The sequence below is a fragment of the Sphingomonas sp. HMP9 genome (assembly GCF_013374115.1).
Classification (GTDB): domain Bacteria; phylum Pseudomonadota; class Alphaproteobacteria; order Sphingomonadales; family Sphingomonadaceae; genus Sphingomonas.
In genome coordinates this window covers 1,470,116-1,494,705 of the sequence record NZ_AP022673.1, presented here as the reverse complement: position 1 = coordinate 1,494,705, position 24,590 = coordinate 1,470,116, and the positions used below count along the sequence as shown (strand labels likewise).

Below are 24,590 nucleotides of genomic sequence, written 5' to 3'. Positions count from 1 at the left end.
CACGCTCTCCTCGCGGACGACGGTTCGAATGGCTGGCCGGGAGCCCACCCCCGGCCCCTCCCGCTCGCGGGAGGGGAGAAGGAAGGACGACGATCATGGCGACGACATTACGAGCACGGCGGGCGGCGCTGAACCTGACGGCGACGGCGCACGCGCGGATCGCCGACCTGATGGCGCGCGCGCCGGGGGATGCGATCGGGGTCAAGCTGTCGACGCCGAAGCGCGGCTGTTCGGGGCTAGCCTATTCGGTCGATTACGTGAGCGAAGCCAAGCCTTTCGACGAGCGGATCGACACGCCCGGCGGCACGCTGTTCGTCGATGGCGGGTCGATATTGTATCTGATCGGCTCGACGATGGACTGGGTCGAGGACGACTTCACGGCCGGCTTCGTGTTCCAGAACCCGAACGCCAAGGGCGCATGCGGATGCGGTGAAAGCTTTACCGTCTGAACTTATGCGCCAGTTAGCATGTGTCCCCGCGAAGGCGGGTACACAGACTGGGCTTCCGCCTTCGCGGGAGAACAGGGATCGGGTCGAGACAGGGCAACGCTGATCTCCGTCACCCTTGGACAAGCCCAGCATGCCGGGCGGCAGCTTCGACGACGTGAGCAACGACCCTGTGCCTTGCTTGCCGGTCCTCTCCTGTGCCACTCCCCCGCCGAGAAGAGGGGATATACGTTGGCCAGTCTGTTTCGCCGAAAAATCGTCACCGAGCAGCCGCCCGAGCATCAGCTCGCGCGGACCCTGTCGTGGCCGCATCTGGTCGCGATGGGCGTTGGTGGGATCGTCGGCACCGGCATTCTGACGCTGATCGGCGTCGGGGCAGGGCTCGCCGGCCCCGCTGTTATCCTGTCGTTCGTCATTGCGGGCGGGATCTGTGCCTGCGCCGCGCTCGCTTATGCCGAAATGGCGACGATGATCCCCGCGTCGGGCAGCGCCTACACCTACAGCTATGTCGTGCTCGGCGAGCTGATCGCCTGGGTGATCGGCTGGAGCCTCATCCTCGAATATTCGCTGGTCGTATCGACCGTCGCGGTGGGCTGGTCGGGCTATGCCGCGCCACTGCTGCGCGGCGCGTTCGGCTTTCCCGAAGCGTTGACGCTCAGTCCCGAGCTTGGCGGCATCCTGAACGTGCCCGCGATCTTGATCATCGCGGTCGTCGCGGGCGTGCTGTCTTTCGGCACGCGCGAAAGTGCGACGCTGAACGCGGTGCTGGTGGGCGTGAAGATGATCGCGCTGACCGTGTTCGTGTTCATCGCGCTGCATTATTTCAACAGCGCCAACCTGCACCCGTTCATGCCCTACGGCTTCCCCAAGGCGGTGCAGCCCGATGGTGCAGAGCGCGGCGTGATGGCGGCGGCGGCGATCATCTTCTTCGCCTTCTACGGCTTCGACGCGATCTCCACTGCGGCGGAGGAGACGAAGAATCCCGGCCGCGACCTGGCGATCGGCATCGTCGGATCGATGGTGGCGTGCATCGCGATCTACATCCTCGTCGCGGTCGCGGCGGTGGGCGCGCTGTCGTACACGCGGTTCGCCGGCTCCGCCGAGCCGCTCGCGCTGATCCTGCGCGAGATCGGACGGCCAGGGTTCGCGACCTTCCTCGGCGCCTCCGCAGTCGTCGCATTACCGACCGTGCTGCTCGCGTTCCTGTTCGGCCAGAGCCGGATCTTCTTCACGATGGCGCGTGACGGGTTGCTGCCGCTTGGCCTCGCCAAGGTGTCGAAGCGCGGTGCGCCAGTGCGGATAACCTGGATCACGGCGGCGATTGTCGCGGTGATCGCCGGCCTTTTGCCGCTCGCCGAGATCGCCGCGCTTGCCAACGCCGGCACGCTCGCCGCGTTCGTCGCGGTCTGTGCGTGCATGCTGGTGATGCGCCGCCGTGCGCCCGATGCTGTGCGCACGTTCCGCGCGCCCGCCGCGACGCTGGTGGGCGTCATCGGCATCCTCGGGTGCCTGTATCTGTTCTTTAGCCTGCCCTCCAAGACGCAGCTGTATTTCGGGCTCTGGAACGTGCTCGGGTTGGCGATCTACTTCGTCTACGCGCGGCCGCGGGCGCTGGCCGAGTGAGGGGTGCGGCATGAGCGGCTGGATGATCGGGATCATCGGCGGCTCGGGGGTGTACGCGGTCGACGGCATCGAGGACGGCCGCTGGCAGATAGTGGAGACGCCGTGGGGGGCGCCGTCCGATGCGATCTATACCGGGCGTGTCGGGCATGTCGGCGTCGCGTTCCTGCCACGGCATGGTCGAGGGCACTGCATCTCCCCTTCCGAGCTCAACGCCCGCGCGAACATCGACGCGTTGAAGCGGCTCGGCGTGACCGATGTTTTAGCCGTGTCCTCGGTAGGGTCACTGGTTGAGCAACGCCCGCCCGGCAGCTTCACTGTCGTCGACCAGTTCATTGACCGCACCAAGGGCCGCGTCTCGAGCTTCTTCGGCACCGGCCTTGTCGCGCACGTCTCGATGGCGGACCCGGTATGTCCCCGGCTTTCGCGCTACGCGGCGGACGCCGCGCGCGAGGCCGGCGCACAGGTCGACGACGGCGGCACCTATCTAGCGATGGAAGGCCCGCAATTCTCCACGCGGGCCGAAAGCCGCCTTTACCGGCAATGGGGTTGCGACGTGATCGGCATGACCGCGATGCCCGAGGCAAAGCTCGCACGCGAGGCGGAGCTTCCCTACGCGCTGGTCGGCATGGTGACGGATTACGATTGTTGGCGCGAGGACGAGGCGGGCGTCGATGTCGCGCAGGTCGTGGCGCAATTGGGGGCGAACGCGGCCAAGGCGCGGGCAATGGTGATGGCGTTGCTGCGGTCGCTGCCGGTTGAGCGGGACGGCTCGCCGATCGATATCTGCCTGGATAGCGCGATCATCACCGCGCGGGACGCTCGGGATCCTGCGATGTTGGCGAAGCTGGATGCAGTGGCGGGGCGGGCGCTTTCGGTGTGAACTGTACCCCCTCTTCGGAGGGGCACGCAGCGACGCAGAGGTCGACTGCGGGTTGCCGCTTGGTAAGCGCCGGGGCGCCGCTCCTGACAGGGGGGATTGGGGCTAAGCGTATAGAATTCGGGCTGGGTTCGGTGAAAAGTTCGTCATTCGTCGCGTTCGACACATCGCTGCAACATATCGGGACGAAGGAGAGTGCGTCGCCGCTCCTCTCCCCCTGTGCGCGGCGACTTGACCGGGTCTCCCCTGTCCCGGTCCTCTCCCTGAACTACGGGGCGATCCTTGCGATCGCCCCGCCTTTTTCTGCTTGGGATTAGGCGGGAGAATCACGGCTCGTTACCGCGCCGACTGTTTCCGAAATTGCCGCGCTGCAGATCCTCCCTCGCCAGGGGAAGGTTGCAGGCACTTGCCCGCCGGAGGGGGCGGTAAGCGAAACCTGTGTTCCGCATCCTCCCCCTCCGTCGCCTTCAGCGTCACCTTCCCCTTGCGGGGGAGGATCGAGGGGTTGAGGCCTTTGCCGTCCCCCGGATCGCACCGGGGTAACGGCAGTCGCTTACGCGGCCAGCTTGCGGAGGACGTACTGGAGGATGCCGCCGTTGAGAAAATATTCCAGCTCGTTGACGGTATCGATCCGGCACTTGGTCTGGAACGTCTCGCTCGTGCCGTCGGCGCGGGTCATCTTGACCGTCACGTCCTGACGCGGGCGGATGCTCGCCACGTCGAGGATCGTGAACGTTTCCGAGCCGTCGAGGCCGAGCGTCTTACGATCGGTGCCTTCGGCGAACTGCAACGGCAGCACGCCCATGCCGACCAGGTTCGAACGGTGGATACGCTCGAAGCTCTCGGTGATAACCGCGCGGACGCCCAACAGGTTCGTGCCCTTCGCGGCCCAGTCGCGCGACGAGCCGGTGCCATATTCCTTGCCGGCGACGATCACGAGCGGCGTGCCGTCCTGCTTGAAGCGCATGGCCGCGTCGTAGATCGCCATGACCTCGCCGTCATACTTCGACATGCCGCCTTCGACGCCGGGGACCATCTCGTTCTTGATGCGGATGTTGGCGAAGGTGCCGCGCATCATCACGTCATGGTTGCCGCGACGGGCGCCATAGCTGTTGAAGTCGGCCTTGCTGACCTGATGCTCCTGGAGGAAGCGGCCGGCGGGGCTGTCCGCCTTGATCGAACCGGCGGGCGAGATGTGATCGGTGGTGATCGAATCGCCGAGGATCGCGAGCGGCTTGGCGTCGATGATGTCCTGCACGGGGGCGGGGGTCATCGACAGGCCGTCGAAGTAGGGCGGGTTGGCGACATAGGTCGACCCTGCACGCCACTGGTACGTGTCCGACCCCGTGACGTCGATCTCGCGCCACTTGGCGTCGCCCGCATAGACGTCGCCGTAGCGCGCACCGAACATCGACGCGTCGATGTTCGCGTCCATCGTGCTGCGGACTTCCTCGTTGGTCGGCCAGATGTCGCGCAGATACACGTCCTGGCCGTCGGACCCCTGACCCAGCGGCGTCTCGATCATGTCGGTCGTGACGGTGCCCTTGATCGCATAGGCGACGACGAGCGGCGGCGAGGCGAGGAAGTTGGCGCGGACGTCCGGCGACACGCGGCCCTCGAAGTTGCGGTTGCCCGAAAGGACCGACGCGGCAACGAGGTCGTTCTCGTTGATCGCCGCCGAGATGGCAGGGGCCAGCGGACCCGAATTGCCGATGCAGGTGGTGCAGCCATAGCCGACGAGGTTGAAGCCGAGCGCATTCAGGTCGGCGGTGAGGCCCGCCTTGTCGAGATAGTCGGTGACGACCTGCGAACCGGGGGCCAGCGAGGTCTTCACCCAAGGCTTGGACTTGAGGCCCAAAGCGTTCGCCTTGCGTGCGACGAGGCCAGCGGCGACCAGCACCGACGGGTTCGACGTGTTGGTGCAGCTCGTGATCGCGGCGATCACGACGTCGCCGTCGCCGATGTCATGCTCGCGACCCTCGACCGCGACGCGCGCGGGCTGCTCCTTGTGGTACAGCTTGTGGAGGTCGCTGTTGAACACCTCGTCGACCTTGTTGAGGCTGACGCGGTCCTGCGGGCGCTTCGGGCCGGCAAGCGAGGCGACGACGGTGCCCATGTCGAGTTCGAGCGTGTCGGTGAAGACGGGGTCCTCGGCGTTCTCGTCGCGCCAGAAGCCGTTGGCCTTGGCATAGGCCTCGACCAGCTCGACATTCTCGTCCGAGCGCGCGGTGAGGCGCATGTAATCGAGCGTCTTATCGTCGATCGGGAAGAAGCCGCAGGTCGCGCCGTATTCCGGCGCCATGTTGGCGATCGTCGCACGGTCGGCGAGCGTCATCGACGACAGGCCTGGGCCGAAGAACTCGACGAAGCGGCCGACCACGCCCTTGGCGCGCAGCATCTGCGTGACGGTGAGCACCAGATCGGTGGCGGTGATGCCCTCGTTCAGCTTGCCGAGCAGCTTGAAGCCGACGACTTCGGGGATCAGCATCGACACGGGCTGGCCGAGCATCGCGGCCTCGGCCTCGATCCCGCCGACGCCCCAGCCGAGCACGCCGAGACCGTTGATCATCGTCGTGTGGCTGTCGGTGCCGACCAGCGTGTCCGGGTACGCGATCATCGTGCCATCACCGTGATCGCCGGACGATGCCGAAGACCAGACGGCCTGGCCGATATATTCGAGGTTCACCTGGTGGCAGATGCCGGTGCCGGGGGGGACGACCTGGAAATTGTCGAGCGCCTTGCTGCCCCATTTCAGGAACTCGTAACGCTCGATGTTGCGCTCATATTCCAGGTCGACGTTATCGTGGAACGCCTGCGGCGTGCCGAACTCGTCGACCATCACAGAGTGATCGATGACGAGATGGACGGGGACCTGCGGGTTGATCTTCTCGGGGTTGCCGCCGAGCTTGGTCATCGCATCGCGCATCGCCGCGAGATCGACGACGCAAGGCACGCCGGTGAAATCCTGCATCAGCACGCGCGCGGGGCGATACTGGATCTCGCGGTCGCTGCGACGCTCCTTCTGCCAGTCGACGATCGCCTGGATGTCCTCGCGCGTGACCGTCACGCCGTCCTCGAAGCGGAGCAGGTTCTCGAGCAGCACCTTCATCGAGAAGGGCAGGCGGCTGATGTCGCCGAGCTGTTCGGACGCCTTGGCGAGGCTGTAATAGTCGTACGACTTGCCGCCGGTCGACAGGCTGGTGCGGGTCTTGAGGGTATCCTGGCCAATGGCAGTCATAGGGGTCCTTCCCGTGGGCGTCGGGCCGCCGGGCGCCGAGGGGAAAGCAGCCATATAGGCCACGCGGGCGCGTCGGGATCCGAGCGAAAAATGCTGTTACCGAAGGGGCCTTAGCAAGGGGGAAGGCATCGGGGAAGGGTGCGGGGACGCCGTGGACCGGTTATTCCGTGTTGGCATCGGCATTGGCATTGGCACTGGCATTGGCGTTGGCGAGCGGCAGAGCGGGCCGGTGATCAGGCTGCCGTCTCGGCCGGACCATCGCTTTCGTGGATGCCGGCGGCGCGGTGCAGGAACATGTTCATACGATCGACCGCGGCACGGGTCAGCGATATTAGACCGCCCTCCGAATAGGGCTCGATCTGAGCGTCGGCCACGAGATGCGCGAGCCAGCGTTCGCCCACGGCCGGCGGCGTCTTCGTCAGCGCCATCAGGTCGGTTGCGGTAACTGGCTCGTTGCCAGCTTCGGCGACGAACAGCCGCAACATCATGTTCCAGGCATGCTCGTCAAAGATCTCGCTGGGGAATATGTCCCCGCGCATGCCGCGCACCGTCAGGAGATTTTCCGCCGTGCGCGCCGAGTCGGTGTCGATTGCCATGCGCTAACATGGCAGATCACACTTGCGCCGTGCCAGCAAAAATGACGCAATTTCGCGGCTAACATAGGTTGTGTAGCGGCGTAATAACTTGGCGCATTGCACCGGATCGCGTCAGCGGCGAACACGGGCCATGGGCGATGATAGCGACGATACCAATATGCTGCGAACAGCCATCGAGCACGCATTGGCGATCGCTGATGGGCAGAAGCAATTCATGATGGCGGCGCTGCTCGCGCACTGCCTGGACGAACTGGCGAAGACGCCCCCGGCTCAAGGCTGAGGAGGTCATGTTCGGCCGCTGAACGGCGCCTTGCTGCTGACGGCGCGGTGCAACGGCGAATGGCCCAAATCGGTCGGTTGGTGACAATCTTACAACGTCAACGCGCAGCCGTTCGGCGCTTATGGCAAGACCAGCTTCTATCAGCCGCTCTATCTGTTCTCGGACTATATCGCCGCCAACACCCCGTATCGCTATGCATAGACCAGGACCGGCGACGGCCTGTGGACCGATGCGTCGCACCGAGTGACCGCGCTGGATCCGAACTACCAGATCATCGTCGACGGCAAGCCGGTTCCGGCCAATGCGGCGACTACGGCCGCGGCGGCCGGCGGCGCGGTTGCCGCAAAGAGCGCACCGGGTTCGGTCGGCGAAGGCAAGATCGTCGAGGCGATCGCGCAGAAGACCAGCACGGACATCGCGAGGTGCGGACACCACCGTCGAGCGCAAGGACGTATCGAACCAGTCGTACAAGGGCTCGATCAAGATCCGGTTCTGATCGGGGCGTCCTGGATCGCTGGAATGCAAAGGGGTCATCCGCTCGTGCGGGTGACCCTTTTTCGTATTGGCGAGCGTGCTTGCGCGAACTCGTGGCTTGCCAGTCCGTCATCCTGACGAAAGTCAGGATCCAGTGCCGTGAAGGGAGGTCCTCGGTTACCCTGGATCCTGACTTTCGTCAGGATGACGGCGTGGGTGCGGAGGGGGCGTCGAACTGCCATTCGCGTCGATCCTCACAGCATTACACATTGCCTGAACGTCTTGTGAGCACCTGTCTTCATCACCCCAGATTGCAAAACGTGCAATTGACTGCCTGGGCAATGGTTGCCATGGCAACGACATGGCGTTCTACACTACATCGGAATTCGGGCCCGACTGTTCGCTCGGCTACCTCGCGCGGCGGATCCATCAGATCGGCCAGAGCCTGATCGAGCCGGTGTTCGCGGCGGAGGGCTTGTCGGGCACGCAGTGGTCAGCGCTCATGTCGATGATGGCGGGCCGTGCGGCGACGTGCGCCGACCTTGCGCGCGATCTGTCGCACGACAAGGGCGCGACGACTCGGCTGGTCGATGTGATGGAGCAAAACGGCTGGGTGACGCGGTCGCGGGCGAGTGATGACCGGCGGGTGCTCAATCTCGAGCTGACGCCCGATGGCGAAGCGGTCGCGATCCGGTGTCGCGATAGAATCATCGAATACTGGAATACTCTGCTGACGGGCTGGGATCGCACCGAGATCGAGATGCTGATCGAACTGATGCAGAAACTCCGCACGACGCTGGACGATGCTTTGACTGAAGGACGCCGAGCATGAAGACGGGCTTTCTCCTTGCCTCGATGACGGTGGCCGGGCTGCTGGCGGGGTGCGCGATCCCGGCGTCCAAGACCGTCGTGGAGCCGGTATCGACGACCGCGCTGGGGTTGGCGCCGGATGCGGCGCCGGTGATCGCGGCCGACTGGTGGCGGTCGTTCGGCGATCCGCAGCTCGATCGACTGGTGCGCGAGGCGGTGGCGGGCAGTCCGTCGCTCGACGCGGCGCTGGCGCGGGTCGCGCAGGCGCAGGCGGTGCTGTCGACGCGGCGAGCGGACAATGGCCCCGACGTGACGCTCGACGCGCAGGAGCAGCTCGCGCGGCTGAGCGGTCGCTACACGATCCCCCCGCCCTATGCGGGGTCGACGCGGTTCGTTGGATCGACCGCGGCGAACCTCAGCTGGAACCTCGATCTGTTCGGGCGCCAGAAGGCGGCGATCGCGGGCGCGCGGGCGTCGGTGCGCGCGGCCTCGCTCGACGTCGCGGCGGCGCGGATGGCGCTGTCGGGCGCGGTGGTGCAGACCTATATCGATCTCGAACGCGCCGAGGCGCAGGCTGGCATCGCACAGCGGACGATCGCGACGCGCCAGAACTCGCTGCGGCTGGTGAACGTCCGGATCCGCAACAATCTGGCGAGCAAGCTCGACGCGCAGGCCGCGACGACGCTACTGGCGCAGGCGCGCCAGGCGTTGCTGCGCGCGCAGGCGGCGCAGGTGCTCGCGAAGAACGCGCTGGCGGCGCTGGCTGGGCGTGGCGCGGATTATCCGGCGACGATCGGTGCGACCGCGTTGCGGCTCGACGCGGCGTTGCCCTTGCCGAAGACCGTGCCTGCCGACCTGCTCGCGCGGCGCGCCGATATCGCGGCGGCGCAGGCACGGATCGAGGTCGCGGCCGCCGGGCGTCAAGTCGCGCGGAAGGCGTTCTATCCGAACGTCAATCTGGCGGCACTGGCGGGGTTCCAGGCGGTCGGGCTCGGCAATCTGTTTTCGCTGGATGCGGGCACGGTCGGCGTCGGGCCGGCGCTCCACTTGCCGATCTTCGACAATGGCCGGTTGAAGGCGGATCTTGCAGGCGCGACCGCCGCGCTCGATCTGGCGACCGCGGACTATAACGACCGGGTGATCGGCGCGGTGCGCGAGGCGGGCGACGCGGTTGCGCGGATCGGGGCGCTCGACGCGGACAGGCAGCGACAACGCGAGGTGGTGCGCGGCTATGCCGAGACCGGGCGGCTGAACGCGATCCGCGTGTCGAGTGGCCTCGATAGCCGGCTCGATCTCGTCGACAATGACGTCCGCACGCTGGCCGCCGAACAGGCCGATGCCGACCTCGCTGCCGATGCCGCGCAACAGCGCGTGCAGCTCGTGCTGGCGCTGGGTGGTGGGTATGATTTTCAGGGGATGACGCGATGACCGATACGCAAACGCCGGCGCCCGCCGCTGCTCCGGCCGGCAATCCGCGCGCACGCAAGCGCGCGCTGACGATCCTCGGCGCGGTCGTCGTGATCGGCGCGATCGTGTGGGCGGTGTTCCACTTCCTGCTCGCCGCGCCCGAACAGGAGACCGACGATGCCTATGTCGCGGGTGACGTGGTGGCGATTACCGCGCGCGATCCTGGGCAGGTGACTGCGATCCATGCCGACAATACGCAGGTCGTGAAGGCGGGGCAGCCGCTGATCGACCTCGATGCGGCGACCGCCGATGTCGGTGTCGCATCGGCCGAAGCGGACCTTGCGCGAGCGGTGCGCGCGACGCGGTCGGACTTTTCGAAGGTCAACGAGACCGGGGCGGCGGTCGTGCAGGCGGAAGCCGAACTGGCGCGCGCGCGGAACGATCTTGCGCGCCGTCGTGGGGCGGCGGCTGAGGGCGCGATCTCGGGCGAGGAACTGAGCCACGCCGCGGATCAGGTGAAGGTGGCCAGCGCGACGCTGCAACTCGCGCGCAGCCAGCAGGCGCAGTCCCGCAACGGCGTTGTCGGCACCACGGTGTCGAACAACCCGGCGGTGCTGGCAGCGATCGCGGCGTATCGTCGCGCGGCGATCACGCGCAGCCATATGCACGTCGTCGCGCCGATCGACGGTGTGGTCGCGCAACGGACCGTGCAGCTCGGGCAGCAGGTGTCGGCGGGGATGCCGCTGATGGCGGTGGTGCCGCTCGACCGGGTGTGGGTCGACGCGAACTTCCGCGAGACCCAGCTGCGCGACCTGCGAATCGGGCAGGCGGCGACGGTGACCGCCGACATGTATGGCGATGACCTGGTGTATCACGGCCATGTCGTCGGGCTGGGCGCGGGCAGCGGCAACGCGTTCGCGCTGCTGCCGCCGCAGAACGCCAGCGGTAACTGGATCAAGATCACCCAGCGCGTGCCGGTGCGCATCGCGCTCGACAAGGGAGAGCTGCGGCGTAATCCATTGCGCGTCGGGCTGTCGGTGAACGCGATCGTCGATACTGCGGACAAGTCAGGGACGATGGTCGGGCGGCCTGCGGTCGCGGCGTATAAGGGGCTGACGACCGGGCAGGGGGATGCCGCGGTCGATGCGAAGATCCGCCAGATCATCGCGGCTAACCGGTGATGATTGCGCGCCGTCCGCTCCCGTCATGCCGGGTTGATGCCGGCGCTCCCCTCCCTATTCTCCCGCGAAGGCGGGAGCCCAGTCTGGGTCCCCGCCTTCGCGGGGAAACGAGCTTGTTGGTGGGCTTGTCCTCGAGTCCCGCACCACCCCGGCGGAGGCCGGGGCCCAGTTGGCAAGGTGGTCGTAACGACGCGCCGTCTTCCATCAACAGCGTTTCCCAACTTGGCCCCGGCCTTCGCCGGGGTAGTAGCTTGGTTGGGGTCTACCCTACTGAACGGAGCGCCACCTGATGGCAGCCCCTTCCGGCGCCGGCCCCGCCCCCCTTGTCGGCGGCTCGCTCGCGCTCACCGCGTTCGCGCTCGCGCTAGGCACCTTCATGCAGGTGCTCGACACGACGATCGCCAACGTCTCGCTCCCGACGATCGCCGGCAATCTCGGCGTTTCCAGCGACAACTCGACCTGGATCGTCACCGCGTTTGCGGTCGCCAACGGAGTCGCGGTGCCGTTGACCGGGTGGCTGATGGGCCGGTTCGGCGTGGTGCGGACGTTCTGCGTGTCCGTCTTCCTGTTCACGATCGCGTCGTTCCTGTGCGGGATCGCGTGGGATCTCCCCTCGCTGATCGGCTTCCGGATTCTCCAGGGCGCGGTATCCGGGCCGATGATTCCCGGCAGCCAGGCGCTGCTGATCGCAATCTTCCCTGTCCACAAGCGTTCCACCGCGCTCGGCATCTGGTCGATGACCACTCTGGTCGCGCCGATCATGGGGCCGATCCTGGGCGGCTACATTTCCGACAACTACCATTGGAGCTGGATCTTCCTCATCAACGTGCCGTTCGGGATGTTCTGCGCCTTCGTGTGCTGGAACAAGCTCGGTAAACGCGACACGCCGACGCGAAAGCTGCCGATCGATCAGGTCGGCCTGATCCTGCTGGTGATCTGGGTCGGCGCCCTGCAGATCGTGCTCGATCTCGGCAAGAACGACGACTGGTTCGCCGCCGACCGGATCGTCATTGCCGCCGTCGTCGCGGCGATCGGTTTCATCGGCTGGATCATATGGGAGCTGACCGACGCCAACCCGGCGGTGAACCTGTCGCTGTTCAAGAGCCGCAACTTCACGATCGGGACGATCGCGTTCTGCCTCGGCTATGCGGTGTTCTTCGCCAACACGCTGCTGCTGCCGCTCTGGCTGCAGACCCAGCTCGGCTACACCGCGACCTGGGCCGGGCTGGTCGCCGCACCATCTGGCGCGGTGGCGGTGATCCTGACGCCGTTCGTTGCGCGACTGAGCGGCAAGATCGACGCCCGCATTCTGGCCACCGTGGCGTTCGCGTCGTTCGGCTACTCCTATTACCTCCGCTCGGGCTACACGACGGGGGCGAGCTTCTATGACCTGATGCTGCCGCTGATGGTGCAGGGGATCGCGATGAGCGCGTTCTTCCTCGCGATGCTGACGATCTCGCTCGATCGGATCCCGGCGGAACGGCTGCCCTCGGCAACCGGCATTTCGAACTTCGCGCGCATTACCTCGGGCAGCTTCGCCGCGTCGATCATCACGACGGCATGGGATCGCCGCGAGACGTTGCACCAGAGCCGGTTGTCGGAGGCGATCGGCACCGGTTCGCCGTACCAGATGGCGCAGGGTGCGCTGACGCGGATGGGCCTGACCGACGTGCAGGCCGCAGGCGCGATCACGCGGCAGATGGTCGCGCAGGCGTATCTGCTCGCATCGACCGACCTGTTCCGCGTCTCGGCGTGGCTGTGCCTGGCGATGGTGATCATCGTCTGGTTCACGCGGCGTGCCAGTCCTCCACAAGGGCCGATCTCGGCCGACTGATCGGTTTGCGTGTCGTTTCCTTACGACCGACGGGCCGCCGTGCGATTGCCCGCCGATTGAAACGTTATTGCAACCACTTGCCCCCTAACGGTCGCTTCACCAGATAAGAACTGCCTGTGGGGGGCCAGATACCATGATGACCAAGAACACCGTCTTGCGGATCGCAGCCGCATGCCTTTTGTCGAGCGCGGCGCCAGCCTGGGCCGGTGCGCCCGTGACGTGCATCCAGACGATCCGCACGCCTCGGCTGGTCTGCGACGAAGGCGCTTGCGTCCGCGTTCCGGTCCAGGACCTGTGCGACGCGGTGCGTGCATCCTACCCCGTCAAGCGCCGCGCGGTGAAGCCGATCCGTATCGACGACAACCCGGTCCGCACCGAACTCACGCTGCTGATCGCCAGCGTCAGCTAAGCGACGAAGGCATACGCCGCGCCGGGGACATGCACCGCGAAATCGGTCGGGGCGAGCGTCCCGTCCGGCAGGATATCGAGCATCGTCACGCGCTGATCGCGTTCGTGAACGACGATCATCCGGCGCTCCTCTTCGAGAAGCATGAAGGCGCGCGGCGATGCACCTCCACTTGCGACATGTTGGAGGAGTGTCGGGTCGCCGCCGTCGTTCAGCGCGAAGACCGCGATGCTGTCATGGCCGCGGTTCGAGACGTAGAGCCGATCGCCCGCAGAGTTGGCATCGATATGCGCGACGATGTTCGCGCCGCGCCAGCCTACAGGAAGGGTCGATACGGAAGTCCGAAACTTCAAATCCGAGCCCTGGACGTCCAGCGCGGCGAGCGTGCTGTCGAGTTCGCAGGCGAGATAGGCCGATTGCGGGTGCCGCGCGTGGAACAGCAGGTGACGCGGTCCCGATCCGGGCGCGGCCCTGAACGCTGTCCGTGACGTGCCGATCGTTCCCCGTTCCACATCGACCGCGAAGGCGAGCACTTCGTCGGTACCAAGATCCGCAACATACAGGAACCGGTTGTCGAGACCGAAACCGACCCAGTGCGCATGCGGCGATTGCTGGCGTTCGGCATTGGGGCCGCTGCCGCTATTGGCGTGCACCGCCGGTCGGCCGATCGGCAGGCCGCTTGCCGGATCGAGCCTGAACAGAGAGACGCTGCCGCTGGTATAGTTCGCGGTCGCGACGCAGGATTGCGTGCGATCCATTGCGACGTGACACGGGGCCCCCCCGTCGACCGGGACATGTGCCAGGCGGACCCAGTCGGATGCAGTGCGCCGATGCACGCCGAGCGCGCCCTCATCCTGCTCGTCGACCAGGTAATGGAGATCGAACCGCGACGAATATGTGCCGAACGATGCGTTGAGCGCGTCCGGGTACGGCGCGCCGAGCCTGCGGTCCATGCTGAGCGGATGGACGCCCGCGCCATCGCCGCCGGCATAGGTGCCGATCCAGAGCGATCGTGTGGTTTCGGGATCGGACAGGGTGTCGGTCGAGGTCATGCGCCGCTTCTAACCGTGGGCGACCCGCGGTCCCATCCGAATTCGGTTCAGGGCCTGAGCAGCGCGATCAGCTGTTCGCGGTAGAGCAACGCGAGTTCCTCATGCATCCTCGCGATCATCGGGGTCGGCGCGCGCAGGGCCAGCACCGACTGGTCATCCATGCGACGTTCGATCACCGAAGGGTGCGATAGGAAGTCCATCACCACCGTGCTGCGCCGACGATATTGCCGCTGGATTTCACGATACCGTCGACGCCGATATCCGCCGCGACCCGGCGATGTTGCGGCGACCTCTCGCGAGGCTGGTATTGCCATCGACGTTGGCCTACCGCGGCGCCATGGGCGATCTGGATAGACTGGTACCTTCGGGGATAATCGAGCAATGGGTCTATCACCTGCGACGACAGCGGTCGCGGGCGAGCGATGCGATCTGGCTGATCGACCAGGGCTTTACCCTGCATGACGGCCAGGACGGTATTCCGTCGCACGACGCCACCGCGCGCTGGCGGGCCGAGCAGGAGACCGTGGTCGAGGAAGTAACCGCGTTGCTCGCGCTCTACGACAAGATCAATCTCGGCAAGGCCGACATCGCCTGACATTCCGCGGTCGGTTGGGCCGCTATTCCACATCGCCGTAGCTCCTGCGGATCAGGTCGCCGGTCTGCTCCAGCGACGAGCTTCGCGGTGGTTCGGCATCCGGCATTCTCGCGACGAGTTCGGCCGTCGCCGCGAGCTGAAGATGTCGCTCGCTCAGCACTCGATGCGCCGTGTATGCCGCATCCGAGCGCGCGGAAACGGCAAGTACCCGCTCCTGCGCAGCCCGGTCTTCGTGGTACGTGACCCGATCACGCCACGCGGCGGCGTTCGTATCCGTCTGCTCGATGTCGTCGGTCATACTGCGGTCCGTTCGTTGTCAGACTTAATCTACTTTAGTTTCTCCTTACAGTATTATGGTGGTTAACGCATCGGTTCCGGATGTATCTACGTCAAATGGCAGGGCGGCTTGGCGCCTGCCAGCCACCACCCAGCGCACGGAACAGGTCGACCTGGGCTCCTGCGATGCGCGCGTCGGCAGCGGCGAGGTCCGTGTCCGCATCCGCCAGCGTGCGTTCGGCGTCGAGGACGTCGAGGAAGTCGATCTGGCCTTCACGCTGGCGGGCGCGCGTGATGCGCGCGGCGGTGGCGGCATTGTCGTGCGCGGATTGCAGTTGCGTGCGGCGATCGAGTTCGCGGGCATAGTTGGACAGCGCGGTCTCGGTTTCCTCGAGCGCGGTGAGGACGCTGCCGTCGAAATTGGCGAGTGCGCCGCGCGTGTCGGCTTCTGCGCCCGCGATACGCGCGCGCGCGGCGGACTGGTTGAGCGACCAATTCAGGAGCGGTCCCAGCAGCCAGCGGATGGGGCCACCGGTGAAGATGTCGCCGATGTTGGTCGCTGTCGAACCGATCGAGCCGCCGAGCGAGATCTGCGGATAGAGCGCGGATGTCTGGACGCCGATCCGCGCGGTGGCCGCCGCAAGCCGGCGTTCGGCGGCGTGCACGTCGGGGCGGCGCGCGAGCAAGGTCGCGCCGTCGCCGATCGGGATCGGCTGGTCGAGACGTGGCGTGGTGGTGCGTGCGCCGGCGCTGGCGGGCAGGTCCTGCGGCGTGCGACCGGTGAGCGTGGCGAGACGGAAGAGTGCGGCCTGACGCTCGGCTTCGATCTGCGGAATGAGCGCGGCACGCTGATCACGGAGTGCGGCGATGCGGACCTGGTCGAGGCGGGCGGCGCGACCTGCGTCGACGCGCTTGCCGGTCAGCGTGTTCGATTTCTCGAGCAGTTCGACGATGCGCCGGGCGACCGCGAGGCGTTCGGCGGACGAGGCGGCGTTGACATAGGCGCGCGTGGTGGCGGCGACGATCGAGACTCGCACGGCGTCCGCATCGGCCTGCGCCGCACCGACATCGCCGCGCGCAGCCTCGACGTTGCGGCGGACGCGGCCGGCGAGATCGACCTCGTAGCTGACGTCTAGACCGACATCGTAGGTGGCGCGCTCACGGTCGAAGCCGGGCAGGTTCTGGAGTTGCGAGGTGCGGGCATAGTTGCCGCTGCCGCTGGCGTTCACCTGCGGCTCGCGGTCGGTCTTGGCGCCACGCAGCGACGCGCGGGCGCTGTCGAGCCGCGCGACCGCGACGCGCAGGTCTGTGTTCGCGGCGAGTGCGTCCGCGACGAGGCCGTCGAGGACGGGGTCACGGTACATCCGCCACCAGTCGTTGTCGGGCGCGGTCGTGGTGGTGGCAGTGTTGGCGGTGACGAACGACGCCGCCGCCTTGGGTGGCGTGATCGGCGCGACATAGTCGGGGCCGGCGGCGCACGCGGCGAGCGTCAGCGCCGAGAGGCTCGCGAGGAGAGCGGACTTCATCGGGTTCGTCCTTATTCGGCTGGCTGAAGCGTCGGGGCGGCAGGGGCAGGGCGGCGTTTTTCGAACCGCTTCGCCAGCCCACGCGCGACGACGTAGAAGGTAGGAGTGAAAAGCAGACCGAACCCGGTCACGCCGATCATCCCGAAGAACACCGCGGTGCCGAGTGCCTGGCGGAGTTCCGCGCCGGCACCGGTCGCGATCACCAGCGGCACTGCGCCGAGGATGAACGCGAAGCTCGTCATCAGGATCGGCCGCAACCGGTCCTTCGCCGCGCGCACCGCAGCCTCGACGGGCGTTAGGCCATCCTGTTCCTCGGCCTGCTTGGCGAACTCGACCACGAGGATCGCGTTCTTGGCGGCCAGCGCAATCAGCACGACCAGACCGATCTGCGTCAGGACGTTATTGTCCATGCCGCGCAGGTTCACGCCGGTCATCGCGGCCAACAGGCACATCGGCACGATCAGGATGATCGCGAGCGGCAGCGTCAGGCTCTCATATTGCGCGGCGAGCACGAGGAAGACGAACACCACCGCCATGCCGAAGACGAGTGCAGCCGTACTGCCCGCCGCTTTCTGCTGGTAGGCGATGCCGGTCCATTCATGCGCATAGCCGGCGGGCAGCGACGCATCGGCGAGCTTCTCCATCGCGACCAGCGATTGGCCGGACGAATAGCCCTTCGCCGTATCGCCATCGACCTCGACCGCGGGGAACAGGTTGTAGCGCACCACGCGGTACGGTCCGGTCTTGTCCCTGAAGGTCGAGACCGAGCCGATCGGGACCATCTGACCCGAGTTGGAGCGCGTCTTCAGGTTGGCGATGTCCGCGGTGGTGTTGCGGAACGGCGCGTCGGCCTGTGCGGTGACGCGGTAGGTGCGCCCCAGCAGGTTGAAGTCGTTGACGAACGCCGAGCCCAGATAGACCTGCAACGCTTCGAACACGCGCTCCGGGGGAACGCCTAGCAGATTGGCCTTGGCGCGGTCGACATCGGCGAAGATGCGCGGCGTGGCGGTGTCGAAGAAGGTGTAGACCTGCGCCAAGCCCTTGGTCTGGTTCGCCTTGCCGATCAGGTCGTAACTCGTCTTGCCGAGGTCGGCATAGCCGTGGCCGCCCTGGTCCTGCACCATCAGGCGGTAGCCGCCGGCCGAGCCGATGCCCTGGATCAGCGGTGGCGGGACGATTAGCAGGCGTGCCTCGGTAATGTCGCTGGTGACCTTCTGCGACTCCGCCATGATGCTGGCGAGCGTGACGCCGAGCTTTTTGCGTTCTGCGAAGCTTTTGAGCGGGATGTAGGCGGCGGCGCTGTTGGGCGCGAGCGTCTGCGACGGGCCGTCGAACCCTGCGAGCATGACCGCGCCCTTGACGCCCGCGAGCGGCAGGATGCGCTTGGCGACCTTCTGCATCACCGCATCGGTGCGCTCGACCGACGAGCCGGGCGGAAGCTGGATGACGGTTAGGAAGTAGCCCTGATCCTGCGCCGGCACGAAGCCCGAGGGGGTGACCATGAACACGCCGACCGTGACCGCGATCAGCGCGGCATAGGCGATCATCATCCGCTTCGGCGCGGTGACGAGGCGTTGCGTGACGCGGCCATAGCGGTCGCTCATCCGCTCGAACCCGCGGTTGAACGCATCGCCTGCGCGGCGGACGGTGCGGGTCAGCCGATTGCCCGAATCCGCAGGCGCGGTCGGCTTGAGCAGGATCGCCGCGAGCGCGGGCGACAGCGTCAGCGAGATGAGCAGCGAGATGATCGTCGCGGTCGAGATCGTTACCGCGAACTGGCGGTAGAACGCGCCCGACAGGCCGGTGAGGAACACCGTCGGGATGAACACCGCGCACAACACGAGCACGATCGCGACGAGCGCACCCGACACTTCGTCCATCGACGTCCGCGCCGCCTCCAGCGGGGATAGCCCGTGTTCGAGGTTGCGCTCGACATTCTCGACCACGACGATCGCATCATCGACGACGATGCCGATCGCGAGGACGAGGCCGAACAGCGACAGGTTGTTGAGGCTGTACCCCGCCGCCGCGAGTACCGCGAAGGTGCCGATCAGCGAAACCGGGATCGCCACGATCGGAATGATCGCCGCGCGCCATTTCTGCAGGAAGACGAGGATGACGAGCACCACGAGGATCATGGCCTCGAACAAGGTATGCTTCACCGCGTCGATCGACTGCGCGATGAACTCGGTCGGGTTGTAGATGACCTTGTATTCGAGGCCCTTGGGGAAGCGCTTCGACATGCTCTCCATCTCGGCGGTGACGGCTTGTGCGGCGCCGAGTGCGTTCGAGCCGGGGCGCTGGAAGACCGCGGCGATGACCGTGGGCTTGCCGCTGAGATAGGTGTTGGCGCCGTAATCCTGCGCGCCGAGCTCGACGCGCGCGACGTCCGAGACGCGGACCTGGCGGCCCTGCGCGTCGGTGCGGATGACGACGTCGGCGAACTGCTTGGGGTCGGTCAGGCGGCCTTGCGTCTCGACGTTCAGCTGGAAGGCGCTGTTGCCCTTGTCGTAGGGTGGCTGGCCGAGCGTGCCGGCGGCGACCTGGACGTTCTGCGCGCGCAGGGCCGCGACGATCTCGCCCGCGGTGAGGTCGAGTGCGGCGGCGCGGCCGGGGTCGATCCAGACGCGCATCGAATAATCGCGCGCGCCGAACAACTGCACGTCGCCCACGCCGTCGATGCGGGACAGGCGATCGCGGACCTGAGTCAGCGCGTAGTTGGAGATATAGCCGCGATCGAGCGAGTTGTCGGGCGAGACGAGGTTCACGACCATCAGGAAGTCGGGCGAGGTTTTCCGCGTGACGACGCCCAATCGCTGGACGTCCTCGGGCAGGCGCGGGACGGCGACTGCGACTCGGTTCTGGACGAGCACCTGCGCGGCATCGAGGTCGGTGCCGATCTTGAAGGTGACGGTGATCGTGACCTTGCCGTCGCCGGTCGATTGCGACGACTGGTAGAGCATGTTGTCGACGCCGTTGATCTCCTGCTCGATCGGCGCGGCGACGGTTTCGGCGACCGTCTCCGCCGACGCGCCCGGATAGGTCGCGCTGACGGTGACGGTGGGGGGGACGATGTCGGGATATTGCGACACCGGCAGCGCCATATAGGCGATCGCGCCGACAATCGTGATGATCACCGCGATCACGCCCGCAAAGATCGGCCGGGTGATGAAGAAGCGCGAGAAGCGCATGGGAATTTCCTCGGTAGAGGGGCGATCCGCCCAGCCGAGCACGACCCGTCATCCTGACGAAAGTCAGGACCCAGGATTACTCAGCGGGACGTGTCGAACTCTGGGTCCTGACTTTCGTCAGGATGACGGACGTTATTTGGCGAGCGTGGCCTCGCCCGAGATGGGCTGGACCGATGCAGGTGCGGCCGCATTCGCCGCCACCGTGATCCGTCCGGCCTTCGGTGCGACCGTGGCGCCGGGCATCGCCATCTGCGTACCCGTGATGATGATCCGGTCGTTCGGGCCGATCCCCGAGCGGACGATCCGCAGGCCGTCGACCACCGGGCCGAGCTCGACCGGCTTCTGGCTCACGACGTTCTTCGCATCGACCGTCAGCAGCACTTTCCGCGCCTGATCGGTCTGCACCGCGTTGTCGGGCACCAGCAACGCCTGTCGCGTCCCCGCGCTCGCGAGCCGCATGTTGCCGAACATGCCCGGCGTCAGGAAATAGCCCGGGTTGGCGATCACCGCGCGGCCGCGGATCGTGCCCGAGCGCTGGTCGAGCCCATTGTCGGTGAAGTCGAGCTTGCCCTTCCAGCGATGCTCGGTCTCGTCCTGCAGCTGGATCTCGACCGCGGCGGGGGCCGCACCCGGCTGACGGGCGCGCTGCGTCTTGAGGTAGAGCGCCTCCGACCCGTCGAAGGTGAAGTAGATCGGGTCGAGCGCGTTGATCGTCGTCAGCACGGTGCCGCCGGTGCCTTCGCCGCCCGCGACCTGGTTGCCTGCATCGACGCGGCGATCGGAGATGCGCCCGCCGATGGGCGCGCGAACCTGTGTGAAGCCGACGTCCAGCGCGCGGGCGCGTTCGCGGGCCTGCGCGGCAGCGAGCGCGGCGGTGGCGGCTTCGAGCTTGCCGCGCAGCGCGTCGACCTCACCCGCCGAGACGGCTTCGTCGGCGACCAGTCGCTGCGCGCGGCCGAGGTCGGTACGCGCGAGCGACAGGGCGCTCCTCGCGCTCGCGACGTTGGCGTGCGCTTCGGCCAGCGCGGCGGCGAACGGGCGCGAATCGATCGTGAAGAGCAACTGTCCCTTGCGGACGATATCGCCGTCGTGGAAGTGGACGCCGGTGACCTCGCCCGCCACGCGCGGCCGGATCTCGACGCTGCGGCTCGGCGCGAACCGGCCGACATAATCGTCCCACTCGCTGACCTGTCGCACCAGCGGCGACGCCACCGTGACCGAGGCGGGCGGGGGGGCAGCCATCGCCGCGTCGGGATGATCGAACAGCTTCACGCCGACCGCACCGAGCAACGCGACCGGTACGAGTACCATCGCGCCGCGCTGCCAGGCGGGCCGTCGATGCCGGCCGGCGGGCGGCGTCGCGACGACATCGGCGTCGTTCGCGGCCGTGATCGTGGTAAGTTGGTTCACGCTGCGATGCTCCGCTTCTGCTGCGCGCCGACGCGCATGCCCGTGACGCTCTCGACGAGCGTTTCGATCTGCGCCTCGACGAAGCCGGCGGCGAGGAAGCCCTGGATCTCGGCCATCGGCAGCGCGAAGCCGCGGCGCCACGCGTACACGGCCATCCGCCGCAACGCCTCCAGCCTAGGATCGGCAAGCCGTGACGCCGTGCTCAGGCCGAACAGGCTGCCCATGGCCCGCGACATGCGGCTCGGGCCGGCGAGGCTGCGCAACGTATCGCGCTTGGCGAGTGCGATGACGCTCCATTCCAGTGCGGAAAAGCCGGTCGGCGCAGGGGCGGAGACCGTCTGGGCGCGGCTCGTGACGGGCGAAGCGAACATGTTGTCGAGGTCGAGATAAGCCATGGGATTTCCCCCCTTTTGATCGTGGGCAAGCGCTCGCCTTCGTCGGGGGATGATCCACCGACGGCAGCTGGTCGCAAGGTATGCGCGGTCGTTGCCGGCACATCGTGATGCCGCGCTTTGCCCGCTTGAAATTTTCGAGAATTCGGTTGGCCGAAGCCTCCCGGTATTAGGTTTGAACCGTGGTCATGGGTTTGTGTCCCCGGCTGCCCCGTCCGAACTAGGAGAGAGCTTCGATACCAGTCGGTATATAAACCTGAGGTTCATCCAGTCAACAGACTTTTGTACCGCTCGGTATTTTTTATCGCGACCGTAACGCACCGTGACTTTTATGTCGGAGGACCGACCAGCTTACTTGGTCGGCCACACCGACAGGCTGGTCTCGACAAGCTGGTTCAACTCGACACAGGTCGCGCCGGAACCCGCCTGGATCGACAGCCCCTGCATGATCGCCAACAGATACCGCATCAACGCATGCGACTCGAGACCCTCCGGGAATTCGCCCGCAGCTTGGGCTTCGTCGAACCGGCGCATTAGCGCCGCCTCGGACGACGCCCGGCGCTTGGCGACCTCCGCCTTGATAGGCTCGGCTTCAGCGCTGCACGCGACGCTGCTGATAACGCTCAGGCACCCCTTGGGATCGCAGGTGCTCATCTGCATCTGGAGCGCACCGCGCAACAGCCTTTCCGCTACGGCGCGCGCGGTCGGCGCCTCGAGTGCGGACGTCATATAGGCCAGCTTCTCACGCTCGTAGAGGTCGAGCGCCTTGTGGAACAGCGCCTCTTTGTTGCCGAACGCCGCGTAGAGACTGGGCTTGGTTATCCCCATCTCCGCGGTCAGTTCGGCCATCGACGCGCCTTCATACCCGTTGCGCCAGAACACGCGCAACGCACCCGCCAGCGCTTTGTCGAGATCGAACTCGCGGGGGCGGCCCTTGGGGGCGGTGAGCGTGCAAAGCCTATTCATACCGTTCGGTATATAGTGAGAACACGCAAAAGGTCCAGTGAGTGGAATATGTTGCTCGGCGTACTCACCGACCGACCGCCGTGTAGGCAAAGCCGGCCTGCTCGACGTCGGCACGCTGATACACGTTGCGCAGATCGACCATCACCGGCCCGGCCATGACGCGCTTGAGCCGCGCGAGATCCAGCGCGCGGTACGCATCCCATTCCGTCACGATCACGACCGCGTCGGCCCCTTCGGCCGCGTCATAGGCATCGGCGCAATAGACCAGGTCGGGCATCATCGCCTTGGCCGGCCCCATGCCTTCGGGATCGTGCGCCCGGACCGTCACGCCCGCGTCCGCCAGCGCGGTCGCAATCGCAATGCTCGGCGCATCACGCATGTCGTCGGTGTTCGGCTTGAACGTCAGGCCGAGCATCGCGACCGTCTTGCCGCGCGGCGTGTCGCCCAGTGCTTGCAGGACTTTCCGCCCCATTGCGCGCTTGCGGCTGTCGTTCACCTTCACCACCGCTTCGACGATGTGGACCGGCGTCTGGTAATCCTCCGCGGTCTTCAACAGCGCCAGCGTGTCCTTGGGGAAGCACGAGCCGCCATAGCCGGGGCCGGCATGGAGGAATTTCTTGCCGATCCGGTTGTCGAGACCAATCCCGCGCGACACGTCCTGCACATCGGCGCCGACCGCCTCGCACAGATCCGCGATCTCGTTGATGAAAGTGATCTTGGTCGCAAGGAACGCGTTCGCCGCATATTTGATCAGCTCGGACGTGCGGCGGCCGACGAACAGGATCGGGGATTCGTTGAGGTAGAGCGGACGGTAGACGTCGCGCATCACCTGCCTGGCGCGGTCGTCCTCGGTACCGATGACGATCCGGTCGGGACGCTTGAAGTCGCCGATCGCGGCGCCCTCGCGCAGGAATTCGGGGTTGGAGACGACCGCGACGTCGATATCGGGACGCTTCTCGCGCAGGATCGCCTCGACACGGTCGCCGGTGCCGACGGGGACGGTCGACTTGGTCACGACGACGGTCGGGCCCGTGACGGCGGCGGCGATCTCTTCGGTCGCGGCGAACACGTAGCTCAGATCGGCGTGACCATCGCCGCGTCGCGACGGCGTCCCGACTGCGATGAAGATCGCATCGGCGCCGGCGACCGCACTGGCGAGATCGGTGGTGAAGGTCAGCCGACCCGCGGCGACGTTCGACGCGACGAGCTGGTCGAGGCCGGGTTCGAAGATCGGCATGCGGCCGGCATGCAGCGCGTCGATCTTCGACTGGTCCTTGTCGACGCAGATCACGTCATGCCCGAAATCCGAAAAACAGGCGCCGGACACTAGGCCGACATAGCCAGAACCGATCATCGTGATGCGCATGGACGTTCCCCGTAATAGCCGCGCGACCTATCGAGACTAAAGCGCGCGCGTGCAAGCTGACAGGCGCAACCAATGCGGGGTACACCGGTTGAAACCGCGACCAAACGGCAGCGCAACACAGGAGCGACACGATGGCGGACGACTTCAAACAGGCAGTCGATGACGGTGCGACCGCGAGCAAGGCGGCGACCGACCGCGCAGCCGAGGCAACCAAGGGCGCGGCGGACACGATGCGCGAAAATGCGGAAAAGGCACGCGATGCCTTTTCCGAAAAGATCGCCGATCCAGCGCGGCACGCGGGCGAGGCGATGAAGGAGTCCGGCGGCAAGATCGCCGAGGGCGGCGCGACGATCGGCAAGGCAATGATCGACCAGGCCGAGCAGAATGCGCGCGAGGCGTTCGCGGCGATGCGCGACGCGGCCAGCGCGAAGGACCTGACGCAGGTCATGAAGATCCAGGGCGATTATCTGCGCGAGCAGAGCCAGCGCAGCATGAGCCAGGCGCGTGAGATCGGCGAGATGATCATGAAGTTCGGCAAGGATGCGGTCGCGCCGTTGCGCGGCGACGGACCGAAGTAAGCGGCGCCGCGAACGGTGCGTTGCTCCACGCCACGGGGTGGAGCGGCGTACGGACGAGCAAGAACG

The 24,590-nt window shown here is 66.4% G+C and carries 23 protein-coding genes; 12 read left to right on the top strand and 11 right to left on the bottom strand.

Annotation, left to right across the window (positions count from 1 at the left end; genetic code table 11):
• Positions 1–95 precede the first annotated feature (95 nt).
• The 3 genes from HMP09_RS06610 (at position 96) to HMP09_RS06600 (ending at position 2,949) form a co-directional block, all read left to right on the top strand.
• Positions 96–449: a HesB/IscA family protein gene (locus HMP09_RS06610; RefSeq protein ID WP_176499705.1), complete on the top strand. Its 354-nt coding sequence runs from the start codon at positions 96–98 to the stop codon at positions 447–449.
• A gap of 228 nt (positions 450–677) precedes the next feature.
• Entirely contained in the window at positions 678–2,069 is a 1,392-nt protein-coding gene (locus tag HMP09_RS06605) for an amino acid permease (protein ID WP_176499704.1), read from the top strand.
• 10 nt (positions 2,070–2,079) lie between these two features.
• Positions 2,080–2,949 (top strand): S-methyl-5'-thioadenosine phosphorylase, encoded by an 870-nt coding sequence (locus HMP09_RS06600; RefSeq protein WP_176499703.1) that lies wholly within the window; start codon positions 2,080–2,082, stop codon positions 2,947–2,949.
• A 550-nt stretch (positions 2,950–3,499) separates the two neighbouring features.
• On the opposite strand, the gene acnA is transcribed toward HMP09_RS06600, so the two are convergent.
• Both acnA and HMP09_RS06590 read right to left on the bottom strand, forming a co-directional pair.
• Positions 3,500–6,184, bottom strand: a complete 2,685-nt coding sequence (gene acnA / locus HMP09_RS06595) for an aconitate hydratase AcnA (RefSeq protein WP_176499702.1) — start codon at positions 6,182–6,184, stop codon at positions 3,500–3,502.
• Positions 6,185–6,417: 233 nt separating this feature from the next.
• The gene (locus HMP09_RS06590) at positions 6,418–6,780 is read right to left on the bottom strand and encodes a hypothetical protein (RefSeq protein ID WP_176499701.1); all 363 of its coding nucleotides are present in this window, start codon (positions 6,778–6,780) and stop codon (positions 6,418–6,420) included.
• A gap of 130 nt (positions 6,781–6,910) precedes the next feature.
• On the opposite strand from HMP09_RS06590, the gene HMP09_RS06585 reads away from it, so the two are divergent.
• From HMP09_RS06585 to HMP09_RS06555, 7 genes are all read left to right on the top strand, one after another.
• Positions 6,911–7,060, top strand: coding sequence for a hypothetical protein (locus HMP09_RS06585; RefSeq protein ID WP_176499700.1), 150 nt, complete (start codon positions 6,911–6,913; stop codon positions 7,058–7,060).
• 243 nt (positions 7,061–7,303) lie between these two features.
• Positions 7,304–7,672, top strand: coding sequence for a hypothetical protein (locus HMP09_RS06580; protein ID WP_176499699.1), 369 nt, complete (start codon positions 7,304–7,306; stop codon positions 7,670–7,672).
• A 223-nt stretch (positions 7,673–7,895) separates the two neighbouring features.
• The gene (locus HMP09_RS06575; protein ID WP_176499698.1) at positions 7,896–8,366 is read left to right on the top strand and encodes a MarR family winged helix-turn-helix transcriptional regulator; all 471 of its coding nucleotides are present in this window, start codon (positions 7,896–7,898) and stop codon (positions 8,364–8,366) included.
• Complete coding sequence (locus HMP09_RS06570) at positions 8,363–9,772, top strand: efflux transporter outer membrane subunit (protein WP_176499697.1); 1,410 nt, start codon at positions 8,363–8,365, stop codon at positions 9,770–9,772. Before HMP09_RS06575 ends, HMP09_RS06570 begins: the two co-directional genes overlap by 4 nt.
• Positions 9,769–10,932, top strand: coding sequence for an efflux RND transporter periplasmic adaptor subunit (locus HMP09_RS06565; RefSeq protein WP_176499696.1), 1,164 nt, complete (start codon positions 9,769–9,771; stop codon positions 10,930–10,932). Before HMP09_RS06570 ends, HMP09_RS06565 begins: the two co-directional genes overlap by 4 nt.
• Before the next feature lie 289 nt (positions 10,933–11,221).
• Positions 11,222–12,766, top strand: a complete 1,545-nt coding sequence (locus HMP09_RS06560) for a DHA2 family efflux MFS transporter permease subunit (RefSeq protein WP_176499695.1) — start codon at positions 11,222–11,224, stop codon at positions 12,764–12,766.
• Positions 12,767–12,899: 133 nt separating this feature from the next.
• Complete coding sequence (locus tag HMP09_RS06555; RefSeq protein WP_232090727.1) at positions 12,900–13,175, top strand: hypothetical protein; 276 nt, start codon at positions 12,900–12,902, stop codon at positions 13,173–13,175.
• Here the strand turns inward: HMP09_RS06555 and HMP09_RS06550 are convergent.
• The gene (locus tag HMP09_RS06550) at positions 13,172–14,224 is read right to left on the bottom strand and encodes a lactonase family protein (protein WP_232090725.1); all 1,053 of its coding nucleotides are present in this window, start codon (positions 14,222–14,224) and stop codon (positions 13,172–13,174) included. The genes HMP09_RS06555 and HMP09_RS06550 overlap by 4 nt on opposite strands.
• Before the next feature lie 47 nt (positions 14,225–14,271).
• A complete protein-coding gene (locus tag HMP09_RS18535) occupies positions 14,272–14,400 on the bottom strand; it encodes a hypothetical protein (RefSeq protein WP_269473610.1) in 129 nt (42 codons plus the stop codon).
• 161 nt (positions 14,401–14,561) lie between these two features.
• On the opposite strand from HMP09_RS18535, the gene HMP09_RS06545 reads away from it, so the two are divergent.
• On the top strand, positions 14,562–14,819 hold the full coding sequence (locus tag HMP09_RS06545; RefSeq protein ID WP_056489263.1) for a hypothetical protein: 258 nt from the start codon (positions 14,562–14,564) through the stop codon (positions 14,817–14,819).
• Between the two features lie 22 nt (positions 14,820–14,841).
• Here HMP09_RS06545 and HMP09_RS06540 read toward each other — a convergent pair whose 3' ends face one another.
• The 7 genes from HMP09_RS06540 to HMP09_RS06510 all read right to left on the bottom strand — a co-directional run bounded on the left by HMP09_RS06540 (position 14,842) and on the right by HMP09_RS06510 (position 23,946).
• The gene (locus HMP09_RS06540; protein WP_176499693.1) at positions 14,842–15,117 is read right to left on the bottom strand and encodes a hypothetical protein; all 276 of its coding nucleotides are present in this window, start codon (positions 15,115–15,117) and stop codon (positions 14,842–14,844) included.
• Between the two features lie 91 nt (positions 15,118–15,208).
• Positions 15,209–16,621, bottom strand: coding sequence for an efflux transporter outer membrane subunit (locus tag HMP09_RS06535; RefSeq protein ID WP_176499692.1), 1,413 nt, complete (start codon positions 16,619–16,621; stop codon positions 15,209–15,211).
• 11 nt (positions 16,622–16,632) lie between these two features.
• Positions 16,633–19,812, bottom strand: a complete 3,180-nt coding sequence (locus HMP09_RS06530) for an efflux RND transporter permease subunit (protein WP_176499691.1) — start codon at positions 19,810–19,812, stop codon at positions 16,633–16,635.
• A 132-nt stretch (positions 19,813–19,944) separates the two neighbouring features.
• Positions 19,945–21,222, bottom strand: coding sequence for an efflux RND transporter periplasmic adaptor subunit (locus HMP09_RS06525; protein ID WP_443026450.1), 1,278 nt, complete (start codon positions 21,220–21,222; stop codon positions 19,945–19,947).
• Positions 21,219–21,617, bottom strand: a complete 399-nt coding sequence (locus HMP09_RS06520) for a hypothetical protein (RefSeq protein WP_176499690.1) — start codon at positions 21,615–21,617, stop codon at positions 21,219–21,221. Before HMP09_RS06520 ends, HMP09_RS06525 begins: the two co-directional genes overlap by 4 nt.
• A gap of 348 nt (positions 21,618–21,965) precedes the next feature.
• Complete coding sequence (locus tag HMP09_RS06515) at positions 21,966–22,580, bottom strand: TetR/AcrR family transcriptional regulator (RefSeq protein WP_176499689.1); 615 nt, start codon at positions 22,578–22,580, stop codon at positions 21,966–21,968.
• A gap of 64 nt (positions 22,581–22,644) precedes the next feature.
• The gene (locus HMP09_RS06510) at positions 22,645–23,946 is read right to left on the bottom strand and encodes a UDP-glucose dehydrogenase family protein (RefSeq protein WP_176499688.1); all 1,302 of its coding nucleotides are present in this window, start codon (positions 23,944–23,946) and stop codon (positions 22,645–22,647) included.
• Between the two features lie 131 nt (positions 23,947–24,077).
• Between HMP09_RS06510 and HMP09_RS06505 the strand changes: the two genes are divergently transcribed.
• Positions 24,078–24,524 (top strand): phasin family protein, encoded by a 447-nt coding sequence (locus HMP09_RS06505; protein ID WP_332103271.1) that lies wholly within the window; start codon positions 24,078–24,080, stop codon positions 24,522–24,524.
• The last annotated feature ends 66 nt before the right edge of the window (positions 24,525–24,590 follow it).